8 protein-coding genes and 1 pseudogene are annotated in these 11,862 nt (G+C 48.8%); 5 read left to right on the forward strand and 4 right to left on the reverse strand.

The features are described 5' to 3' along the window. The 4 genes from B2633_RS02225 to B2633_RS02240 form a co-directional block, all read left to right on the forward strand. Positions 1-330 (forward strand): hypothetical protein (locus B2633_RS02225; protein WP_483168912.1); only part of this gene is annotated, 330 nt, incomplete at its 5' end. A 24-nt stretch (positions 331-354) separates the two neighbouring features. Then, a complete protein-coding gene (locus B2633_RS02230; RefSeq protein WP_276620732.1) occupies positions 355-2,391 on the forward strand; it encodes a SpoIIE family protein phosphatase in 2,037 nt (678 codons plus the stop codon). Next, positions 2,391-3,830: a hypothetical protein gene (locus tag B2633_RS02235; protein WP_483168914.1), complete on the forward strand. Its 1,440-nt coding sequence runs from the start codon at positions 2,391-2,393 to the stop codon at positions 3,828-3,830. Before B2633_RS02230 ends, B2633_RS02235 begins: the two co-directional genes overlap by 1 nt. Next, complete coding sequence (locus tag B2633_RS02240) at positions 3,814-4,218, forward strand: ATP-binding protein (RefSeq protein WP_061213599.1); 405 nt, start codon at positions 3,814-3,816, stop codon at positions 4,216-4,218. Before B2633_RS02235 ends, B2633_RS02240 begins: the two co-directional genes overlap by 17 nt. Before the next feature lie 162 nt (positions 4,219-4,380). Here B2633_RS02240 and B2633_RS02245 read toward each other — a convergent pair whose 3' ends face one another. From B2633_RS02245 to B2633_RS02260, 4 genes and pseudogenes are all read right to left on the reverse strand, one after another. After that, on the reverse strand, positions 4,381-4,899 hold the full coding sequence (locus tag B2633_RS02245; protein WP_276623940.1) for an RNA polymerase sigma factor: 519 nt from the start codon (positions 4,897-4,899) through the stop codon (positions 4,381-4,383). 14 nt (positions 4,900-4,913) lie between these two features. Next, a complete protein-coding gene (locus B2633_RS02250; RefSeq protein WP_061213601.1) occupies positions 4,914-5,210 on the reverse strand; it encodes a hypothetical protein in 297 nt (98 codons plus the stop codon). A gap of 586 nt (positions 5,211-5,796) precedes the next feature. Further along, positions 5,797-6,513: pseudogene (locus B2633_RS02255) on the reverse strand (amino acid ABC transporter ATP-binding protein); the annotation flags it as partial. Further along, positions 6,510-8,747 carry an ABC transporter permease subunit gene (locus B2633_RS02260; RefSeq protein ID WP_483168915.1) on the reverse strand — a complete coding sequence of 746 codons (2,238 nt, stop codon included), beginning with the start codon at positions 8,745-8,747 and terminating at the stop codon, positions 6,510-6,512. The gene B2633_RS02260 and the pseudogene B2633_RS02255, both read right to left, overlap by 4 nt. Before the next feature lie 614 nt (positions 8,748-9,361). Here B2633_RS02260 and B2633_RS02265 point away from each other — a divergent pair. Further along, positions 9,362-11,728 (forward strand): STAS domain-containing protein, encoded by a 2,367-nt coding sequence (locus B2633_RS02265; protein ID WP_061215286.1) that lies wholly within the window; start codon positions 9,362-9,364, stop codon positions 11,726-11,728. Positions 11,729-11,862: the final 134 nt, after the last annotated feature.

Here is an 11,862-nt window from a genome sequence, read left to right on the forward strand (position 1 = left end):
TGCAAGCTTAATTCCAAACAATCCATGGTCATAAGCCTGGCCATTGAAGAAATACTCCTGTTGATGGTACAGCATATCTTTGCCGGCAACAAAAATAAATCAATTGATGTACGGATATTTGTCCGGGACGATGTCACCACCATGCGCTTCCGCTGTGCGGGCCGGAAATTCAATCCCCTGGATTATTACCAGCAGGCCATGGAGAATGCCGATATTTCCGAAGCCCTGGCCCTGGGTGAAAGCATGGGACTCCAGATGATTACCAAAATGACCAAACAGGTGGATTATACCACCAGCCTCGGTTTGAACAACATTATTATCAGAATCTGATAAATAGTAAAGGCGGCGGGATAAATGAGCATTGGCAAAAAGATATTGTTTTCCCTGTTGGGTTTATCATTATTGGTAACTCTGCTGTTGTGTGCCATCTCCATATATGGATTCAACGATATTAAAGCCACCTTTCAGCAAGAGAATAAAACTGCTATTGGTGATCTTTATGAGAAAAATGTCGCTGAAATCACTAAGAGCAGCTCCAAACTGGCGATCTCGCTGGCCAATTATTATGCCCAGACCATCAATATTGATTTCGAACGCATCATGGGTGAGCTTAATACCATGAAAGGGGATATTGAAACCCTGTATAATAGCGGGGGAACCACCCATGCCATCCCTATCAGCCGTTATGAAGAATACATCATCTCCCAGGCCGCCCACCCCAGCCAGCAGGAAGTTAACCGTACCCTTAATGTTCTTGGCGCAGCTACCCCCATGTTCGACAATATCCTGAAGATTGAGCCGAAGATATCCCTGGCTTATCTGGTACTGGAAAACGGCATGGTTATTTCCAGTACCAAAACCTTTTATCCGGCTGTGGAGAAGGCGGATATGCGTACTCGCGACTGGTATAAGGATGCGGTCAAGGCGGGTACGGTAAACTGGTCCGATCTTTACACCGGCACGGATAATAGAAGTTATGTCACCTGTGCTACCCCTATTCATGACAAAAAGGGCCAATTAGTGGGGGTATTGGCCTTTGATCTGCGGGTCAGCGAGATCTCGGAAAAGACCCTTAATACCGGCGACAATACCTACATCGCGGCCTTCATTATGAACCGGCAGGGCCATGTCCTACTCAGTTCCCTGGATGTAAAGGCCACGGAAAAACAGCCCTATTTCGAAAAATTCATCAAAAACATCGATCTAATGACGACAATTTCGGATTATTATTCTGATGACAGCTCTATCATCGGCTATGCCCAGATCAAATCTACCGACTGGCTGCTGGTGACGGTGCTGGATTACGAAATGATGATGGCCCCGGTGCAGGCCGTGGCGGAATCAGTGTCCGCTACCGGCGATAAAATGGAACAGGTAATTAGCGATGAAACCCGCAGGGTTTTCTTTGTTTTCCTAATAATCATCCTGGTTTTGCTGCCGCTGGTATTCATGACCGCCACCCGGCTGAGCCGGTCGATTACCCGGCCGGTGGAAATACTGGCCGATGGTGCCAGGGTGATTGGCGAAGGCAACCTGGATTATGAATTTGCCGACCTGGGGACGGATGAAATGGGCATGCTGGCCACCACCTTCAATGGCATGATCGTTCGTCTTAAAGAATATATGGAAGCGGTAGCCCGGTCGGCTGCTGATAAGCAGCGGCTGGAATCGGAGCTGGAGGTAGCCCGCGACATCCAACTGGGTATGCTGCCCCAGCAGATTGATTGCCCCGGTTATGATATTACCGGCATGATGGTGCCTGCCAAGGAAGTAGGCGGTGACTTCTACGACTTCTTCATGCTCAATGAAGAAAAACTATGTTTCGTGGTGGCCGATGTCTCCGGCAAAGGTGTGGGGGCGGCATTGTTCATGACCGTGGCGAAGATGGTTCTGAAAACTGCGGCCCAGGCCCATAATACAACGGTGGATGAACTGCTCAGCACCGCCAACAACCTGCTCTGCCAGGAGAATCCGGCGGAACTATTCGTGACTGCCTATGTGGGAATTATGGATATTAATAGCGGCCAGATTGCTTATGCCTGCGCCGGGCATAATCCGCCGGTTATCGTCCACCCGGACGGAAGCAGTGAATTCGTACCGGTAAAACCCAAACTGCCTTTGGCAGCTATGGAAGGCATCCAGTACCCGATTATGTACACCCAGCTGCAAACGGGCGAGACCCTGGTTCTTTATACCGATGGAGTAACCGAGGCCACCAACCTGGACGAAGAACTGTATGGCGATGCCCGCTTGCTGGCGGCCCTACCCTCGCTAAAGCGGCTATCCGCGCCGGAAATGATCGAAGGAATCAAGTCGAATGTAGATATATTTGTGGGTGAAGCCCCGCAGTTTGACGACATCACCATTGTCGCCATTCGCAAAATAAGCTGATGAGAAACGGAAAGCCGATGATGAGGAGCAGCGCCGAGGCCTTGATCTACCGCCTGTTTATTGACAAGTTTGCGGGCAAAGGCGAGCCCTGTATAGGGGTGGAAATTGAAATGCCGGTGGTGAATCTGGCCTGCCAGGCGGTGGAGCCTGGGTTTATTGCCGCCATGCTGGATTTGCTGAAGCAGCGCTTCGCTTTTACCCCTACGCGCTTTGACCAGAACGGTTTTCCCATCGAAGCGGTTAACCCACGGCAGGATGCCTTTTCCTTTGAAACCACCTTTAACACCATTGAATTCGCCATGGCTAAAAAACCGGGTATCGACCAAATCGCCGCCAATTTTTATAGCTATGTGACAGCTTTGCAGGAATTGGCGCATGAGCATCATCACCTCATCTGCGGAATGGGCATCAATCCTTATGCGGCTTATGCCGACAGCAAACCGCTTAATTCCCCGGTTATGCTGGCCAAGGCGGAGTTCTTGAAAAACTTTACCAGCCATCATGACGGAGAAATATTCCATGCTTTCTCGGCTGCCTGCCAAACCCATCTCGATGTCGAACTGTCCCAGTTGCCGGATTTATTGAATCTGCTGGGCAAGCTGGCCTTTGTTGATGCCATGCTTTTTGCCAATTCCCTGCCTTTCGCCTATGCCGGCAATCGTAAGTTTATTGCTCGGCTGCCGGCCTCATTGCAGCGTGAAATGGCCCACCCGACCCTGTGTTTCCGCGACATATTGTGGCGCTTATGTGAAGCGCCCAATATCCGGCCTTATGACCGGGATTATGCTTCCCTTGAGGAGGTTGTAAAGCATTTGCTGGATCTGAAGATCTTCATCATCAGTGACGGTTCCAGTGGATTCAAGGCCATCCCGCCGGTGAGATTTGCCGATTATATTGCTAGAGAACGCTGGTCTGAAGCGGATCTTTCCTGTTTTCGCTCCCTGGAACCGGTAGCCGTCAGCCGTCATGGCACCGTTGAAATCAGGCAAACCTGCACCCAACCCTTGGCGGATAGTTTTGCCCCGGCCGCTTTTTATACGGGTATTGCCGAAAATATTACGGTTGCCAGCGAACTGGTGCATGACTTCTGGCAGGATAACCAGATTAACATTAGCAACTCCCAATTACGCCGACAGGCAGTAAGCCGGGAAATGGCCATTCCCGCCGATCGGCTGCGGGAATTTATTAATAATCTGCTGGCAATTGCCGCCGCCGGGCTGAAAAAACGTAAACGGGGGGAAGATAAATACCTGGGGCGATTCCTCAAACCGGATCACGAGGTTAAGAGCCCGGCGCAAAGGCAGCTTGATCTGCTGCAGGAGGGCTGGTCCTTCCAGGAAATCATGTTGGCTTGTAGTGCACTGGATGAATCGGGAAACAGCATCTGGGACAATGATATGAACAGAGGAAAGGGTGAAGCGGATGGACTACCAGTATAAGAGCAGCCTGGCTGATTTTGATTTCGAGGTTTTGAATAGTGAAATAGAGGCTTACTGCGCCCGTGATGAATTCCTGTTGTCCCGGCTGTTTTCCATTCAGTTAATTGTCGAGGAACTGGTTACCAATATCTTGAAATACGGCGTCCCCACCACGGCTAATAATATGGTGGAGATCAAGATACACCGCGAAGAATCCAGGGTCATTCTTGCCATTGCCGACAATACTGCGGCTTTCAATCCGCTGCAGATAGGGGAGCCGGATACCAGCCTGTCCGTGGAAGAGAGGCAGATTGGGGGCCTGGGTCTTTATCTGGTGCGCCAAAAAACAGCGTCATTGCACTATGAATACCAGAACGGGATGAACCTGGTGAGTGCCGTCATTGAATAAAGGGGCAAGGAGGAGCACAACTACACCCGACCGCCCTCTGAAAGCTATCCGGGCCGTGCCATTATTCCATTTATTATTTTACGCAAGCTTCTGCAAGGAATTAAAACTGCGAGCAAAGCCGCCGGCACTTGCGGGGTAGGCAACCTGTAGTTTATGGTAGTATTACCGGGTAGCATTCAGCAAGGTTTGCAGTTTTTTTATACCTCTGGTACAGAGGCTGGAAACCGTGCTTTCATTAATTCCCGTTATGCGTGATATTTCCCGATTGTTGAAACCGCCATAGTATTTTAGAGCTATAACATTTCTTTGCTGGTCGTTTAATAAAACCAGGGCCCGGTATAGCTCCTGCCGCTCCTCGTCTTCGATAAGCCGACATTGTTGATTAATATCTACGGCCAGGGCGGATTCAGGAAAGCCTTCGTCATCAATACTGATTATGATCTTGCTTTTGCGGTAATAATCCGTCAGTAAGTTGCGGGCAATAGTAAAAATCCAGGTGTTAAAAGATGCCTTGCCGGGTTGAAAGCTATCCAAATGGACAACTACCTTCAGGAAAATATCGCTGACCAATTCCTCCGTTTGTTCTCTATGCAGAAGACGATAAAAAATGTAGTTGTATATTTTGGAGAAATAATCCTCATACATGCGCTCAAATTCGGATTCCCGGCCGAAATCATACAACAAACATCACCACCTCAACCCTTGACAAGATTTTGCTGACAGGAACCTGTGAAATACGGGCATTCTTCGCAGATGCAGCTGTATGGGCACTGCTGTTGCCGGGCATCCCCTGCCGCCGTCACCAGTATTAGCTTATCATCGTCGAGGGGAACGACTTTTGCCATCCGGGTTTTTCGGTATTCTATTTTCAGTCTTTGCAGCAGTTTTTCCTTGATGGCGGATTCCCGGGAAAACTGATAGCGGGGATCTTCAATCATAAATATGTCCATTCCTTTCTTGAGGCACAAAACGTCATGAAAGATTTCTTTCAAACTTTTACCTCTTGGCTCAATTATTCTCATCTGCTTTAACATTACGGGTGCCAGTTTTTCAGTTGATTTCTTGCATTGAAAACAGTTTTGATGTTCACGGGGGTCTGTATATATATACGCAACAGTTTTAAATCTAGCTCAATCCTCTTTGGGGGTTTTATTTACGATTAACCTTGGGTAACAAAAGGACCGTCCCCTTGCCACCTTGCCACCCGGGGTTTTATTCGCTCTTGACTTTGAAAAATAGCATGTTTTTATGGTTTTCATAGCGGTACTGGCTGTCTTCAATACGGCTCTGAATAAGCTTCAGCCCGATGTCGTCGGATTGTACACCTTCCGCCAGCGGATTAACCGGTTCACCGGCTGCTTCGCAGCGAAACTCCAAATGGCCGGTTTTTTCAAAATAGGCGAGATTAAGCGAAATATCGGAGAAATCAGTTTGCAGGAGCAGGGTTTCCTCCACCAGCAACAGTATATGGTCGCAAACCCGCGGTGGCAGGAGGTGCTTCTCGCAAAAGGCCTCAATCTCTGCATTCATGGCATAGAGGTCATAATTGGGGTTGTCGATATGATAATTAAAGCTGCGCACCCTGTTTATAAAAGCTCTGGTCTTTTCTCTTTGCGGGTTTTCAAATATTTGCTCCGGGGTGCCTTCCTCATAGATTATTCCCTCATCCATGTAAAACACCCGGGTAGATATGTTGCGGGCGAACTCCATTTCATGAGTAACCACCAGCATAGTCATGCCTGCTTTGGCCAGACGGCGGATAACCGCCAATACCTCGCTTACCATGGTGGGATCAAGCGCCGAAGTGGGTTCATCAAACAATATGACTTCCGGTTCCATGGCCAAACAACGGGCTATGGCCACCCGCTGCTTTTGCCCTCCGGAAAGCTCATCCGGGAAGCTATGGGCTTTCTCCGCCAGACCTACCAGTTTTAAAAGCTCCAGGGATTTTTGATTGGCCTCGGCCTTACTTTTACCCAGCAATTTTACCGGTCCCAGGGTAAGGTTTTCCAGCACTGAGAGATGGGCATAGAGGTTAAAGGATTGAAAGACCATGCCCGTTTTTTGCCGTATTTTCGGGACATCAGTGTCTTTGGCCAAAAGGTCGACATTATTAATATAAATACTGCCGCCGCTGGGCTTTTCCAGCAGGTTAAGACAGCGCAGAAAGGTGCTCTTGCCGGTTCCCGAAGGGCCGATTATAGAAATAATTTCGCCTTTGCTGATCTCGGTACTGACATCTTTAAGCACGGTAAGACTACCATAACGCTTGCACAGTTGTTCCGTTTTGATCATGCGCCAATACCTCCTTTGCTGCGGTTTATCTGCGGGTCGCTTTTAAAGGCAATATAGTCCAAGACCAGGGCCAGCAGCCATGATATGGCAAAATAAAGCAAGGCCACCATCACCAGCGGGAAGAAGGCATCAAAGGTGCGGCTGCGGATAATGTCACTGGCCTTGGTCAGATCCTGCACGGCGATGTAACCGACCACCGAGGTCATTTTAACCAGCGAAATGAATTCGCCCTTATAGACGGGCAAGACCCGGCGTACGGCCTGGGGCATGATAATATAGCCAAAGCATTGCCAGGGGGTAAAGCCGCTGGCAATCCCGGCCTCGCTCTGTCCCTTATCAATGCTTTCGATGGAGGTGCGAAACATCTCCGCAACATAGGCGGCGAAGTTCATACCGAAGGCTATGACCGCCACCATTACCGGATTTATATTTACCGATGCAAATACCACATAGAAGACTAGCATAAGCAGCACCAGCACCGGGATCCCCCGCAGGATAGAAATGTAGACCCGGGCAAGCGCCTGCAACCCCCGATTCTTAGACATGCGCAGCCAACAGACCAGAGCGCCCAAGAGGGTGCCAAACACTACAGAAAACAACGATATTATGACCGTGACTTTCAGGCCGTCAACTATAAGCAAATAGCGCTGTTCCATAATAATATTTCTGTAGAAACTGGTTTTAATGTTATTGAAGAAGTCGCCTAACGGTGAACTGAGCTGAGGTTTTTTCACCATGGCGGCGATATTGCTGGTATGATAAGGCCTGGTAAAATCCACCTTTTGCTGGCGTTCCTCGGTTATATTGAAACAAGAAATAGCCAGGTCAATCTTACTGGATTGCAAGGCTGGTATCAGGGCGGGAAAATTCATATTGGACACTGCCACTTTTTTGCCCAGGGCCTGACCTATCCGGTTGGCCAGCTCAATATCAAAACCGCTGCATTCATTATTGCTATCTACAAATTCAAAGGGGGGCATCAAGGCCTCCGTTCCCACCCGCAGGGCGGTCTCGGTTACTGGCATATCAAGTTCAGGCATGACTGGTAGATCACCCTCTACAAACCAGCGTTTTTTCATCTCCGCCAGGGTACCGCTCTTCTCCAGGTCGGTTATTACCTGGTTTACCTGATTTAACAGCCGGGCATTGTTTTTCTTTACGGCTATAGCTACATCAACTGATTTGACCGCTTCCTCGATCACCGTTAAATCCGGGTTTTGTTGGGCAATGCTTTGCAGACTGTTGCGCTCAAAGACTACCGCATCGATCTTGTTGGTTCCCAGTGCAGCAGTGGCATTAATAATATTATCAAAGTCATATACCTGCGCTTGGGGAAATCTTTGCCGGGCGGCATTATCCCCGGCTGAACCGGTCAAAACCCCAATGCGCTTGTTTTCCAAAGCCTCCAACGTAAGGGCTTTATTCTCCTGAACGTTCTCATAGCGGGCGATATTCTTCTTCAGGCCAAAAACACTCACTCCCAGCTCATAATAGGGATCGGAAAAATCAACCTGACACTTCCTTTCTTCGGTAATAACTATGGTACTGGCGATCATATCTACTTTGCTGCTGGCGGCGGCCGCAACGAGTCCCGCAAACTCCATATCCTGCAACAGCAGTTCTTTGCCTAAATAAGCGGCAAATCTTTCGGACAATTCAATATCAAAACCAACGATCCGATTGTTTTTTACTATAGCAAAAGGCAAACCTTTATCACTGACCACGCCGACAACCAGACGGCCATTGTTTTTAGGGTTATCTATTTTCGGCATATCGCTTATTCCATTGCTTATCCAGCGTTTCACCATATCGTCATAGACCCCGCTGGCCTTGAGTTGCTGCAGGAACTGGTTGAATTCTTCCCGCAATTCATCATTTTCCTGGTTAAACCCGGTACCAACCGGAACTTTATACAGATTCTCGCCTACATAGGCCAGTTCCTGGTCTTTGCGCATCAATTCCAGCGAAGATTCGTGGTTGAAGAAAGCAGCATCGGCTTTGCCGGTTTTTACCGCCAGGATTAGGTCTGACTGGCTTTTATACTGCAATATCGTGGCATCAGGATAAGTCTTGTTAGCGTATTCATCATAAATACTGCCCAGCAAAACCCCGATTCGTTTATCCTTAAGATCATCGAGGGTTTTCAGTTTGCCGCCAGCCGGGTTCTCCCGGCAACCTGCCAGCGTAATAAGCAGAATAATAGTTATTCCTACCATTAACAACTTCTTAGGCAATAGTCTCCCTCCCCGGCTTATAGCCACGCCATAAACATGCAGAATGCTAGTAAATGTTAAAATTCCGCAAAAAGTATATATATCCTTTATTAAAAAAACTTTTCATTTTTGAGTTGTGCCCTCCTGGGTATATTTATATGAAATCGCGTTATGCCATATCGAAGCCATGTTAGTTGTTAAATTAACGAATGGATTCTTATTATAACGAAGCGAAAAAAATGCCCCTTGCTTCCTTTAACGGCCTCCAGGTTTTTGCAACTTAAAAAAAGGATACTCTTGGTCTTTGTGGAATATTATTTCTTGACTTTTTAAATTCTGCTTCCACTACAAAAATTTCTACGCCTGTATTCATTTGAGAAGATGCAGCCCTATTAGGTGATTCTGCGGTCTTGCTTCTGAAGTCATTACATATCTATTAAAAGATACGTTGTCTTTGACCGAGCGAGAAGTAATTTTTGCTCCGCATCATGTATGCTTTGATTTAATGCAAATGCGTTTTCAAATTAAGATATTAGCAATAAACAATCAACATAAACTTTACCAGGATAGCAATAACCGCTCGTATGACAAGCGGGATATAAAACATAATATGTATTTGGAAGGGAGCAGGCAAAATGCTTGATGTTTCCATTTCTATCGAGGACAATATCCCCCGGATAACCCTGGACGGGCGCTTTGACGGGCTGGGCGCCCAGCTATTGGAGCAGGAAGTCGAACGCCGCATTAGCAGCGAAAAGCAATGGCTGCTGGATTTTGCCAATGTCATTTATTTGTCCAGTGCCGGGATTCGTTTCCTGATCAAATACGGAAAGAAACTGGCCAGAATAGACGGCCAGCTTATCCTGGCCGGCTCAAGACCCGAGGTTAAATCGGTGCTGGAAACTACCGGAGTGCTGCAGCTTTTTCAACAGGCGGCAACGATTGACGAGGCTCGGGCGCTAGTAAAGAAGGAATCATCGGTACAGAGCAGTGCCCGGAGCCTGGCGGTGCAGGGAAGAACATGTTCATGGCAGCTTCTGTCAGGAAAGGAATGCTGCCTCGATATCTGGAATGCGCCAAGAAGCCCCGCTTTAGACAATTTAGATAGTTCTGATTTGATAGCGGTCAGCCTGGAAGACGTTGAGGTAGCTTTTGGCATTGGGGGACTGGGTTTCGACCGGGCAAACGCCTGGGAAGGGCTGGGGTCATTCCTGGCCCTGGAAAAACTAGTCGGCGTATTACCAGCGGATGCCTATAATCAACCGGATTTTATGCTGGTCAGAGAACCCGGCCAGGCAGTTATGTATATTGCTGCCGCCGCCGGTTTTACCGGGGTGCCGTGGGGAAAACTGGATATGCCCTCCGGGGAGCCGATTAGTTTGCGCGATCTGCGCAGCTTGATAATTGATAAACTACAGGAGCTGGATGGCAAAACAACCTCAGTGATCGGCATGGTGGCAATAGGGCAAACCCGGCCGGGCAGTGGGAGCTATTATCAAAACTATGAGGACTTGATACGCAACCAAACGCTGGAGCGGGAACTGCTTGAACCGCAAACCATGCTGCTGATCGGCCTGGGTGGCAACAACGGCTGGCAAGCTGATGAACAGCTCTCCATGCTCATGGCCCAGCAGGGGATAAGGCCGGGAGAGGAGTTCTTTCTGGGCAACGCCCTTTCCTTTACCGGGCAATTGGACTGGGAAAACATGCAGGAACCGGGGAGAATCTTGGAGTACTGCTCCAGGCTGGAATTAATGCAGGATGTAATCATGGTGCATGAACATACGGCTCTTAGCCAGGGGCGGGTGTGGTTCTTTGTTCCCGGTCAAATCCGCTCCGGGGAAGAAAAACAGCTGCAGCTGGAAGTACAGGGCGAGATCCCTTTCCCGGAAGAATGGCAGATAATTACCCGCCGCCTCTATGCTGATGCCCGGCGGGTAGTGCTGGAACCGTTGCACGGGGGATTCAGCCCGGGCAAACCCTTTCGCGTAACTGCTTATGATAAGGATCAGCGGCGGATGCTGCCCACGGTGTTAAAGATTGGCCCCACCGCCCTGATTGAAAAAGAGATTTTAAACCATCAAAAATATGTACAAGGTTATATTCTCAACAACTCTACTACCATTATGGGCCAGACTACCTGCGGAGCCTCCACCGGTATGCGCTACAACTTTGTGGGAATCAGCGGTCCGGACAGCAAGCTGGACTGGCTCACCCATCGTTTCCGGGAAAGACCGGCGGAGGAATTAATCCCGCTTTTCGACGAAATCTTTACCCATATCCTCAAACCCTGGTATGGCCAACCCCGCTGGGAAATGATCAAGCCCTATCAGGAACATAATCCGCTGGGACTGTTCCCCATGGTTTTTGCGGCGGCGGAAGCGGAATTCGGTATTTCAGCCCAGGAAAAGACTATTGCCTGTCCGGAATTGGGGTTGCTGCTGCCCAATCCCTATCACTTCTTGCAAAATGAATATCCTGCCCGGCAATCAGCGGCCCGGCTCTGGTATACCGGCATTAATCACGGGGATTTGAACATGCAAAACATCCTGCTGGATGAACGCGACAATGTCTATATCATCGATTTTTCTGAAACCGGGTTTAGGAATATAGTCTCCGATTTCGCCCGTTTGGAACCCATATTCAAGTTTGAAATGACTCGGATGGGCAGTGAAGCAGATATGGTAGCTTTTCTGGAGATGGAGCAGGCCCTGGCCCGGGCCAACTCGCTGGATGAAGTGCCCACCCTGGTCTACCGGGGCGATGATCCGGCGGTAGACAAGGTTTACCAGATGATTTGCCGCATCAGGAAATACGCCAAAACCGTGGTGCTCTTTGAAAGCGATCTCATTCCTTATCTCCTGGCTATGTTGGAATGGACTTTACCTATCGTGGCTTTCGTTAATGTAACCCCCTGGGCCAAAAAAGCGGCTACCTACAGTGCCGCTTTGCTGGTTGAACAAATTATGCGACTGGAATCAGGGGACCAGCCCCCCGGATGATTTAGGGGCACCGGTACACAGGAAATGGCAGGCTATTTAAGACGGCTATTCCCCTACTTGGTCATTCTTCGCAGCAGTATCGATAATACTTTTTCACCTTATGTCTGGGCTTGCAAGATATCTTGCAAGTGGAC

Origin of the sequence: Syntrophomonas sp. UBA1041, from assembly GCF_002316705.1 — a bacterium.
In the GTDB taxonomy this organism is placed as follows: domain Bacteria; phylum Bacillota; class Syntrophomonadia; order Syntrophomonadales; family Syntrophomonadaceae; genus DTU019.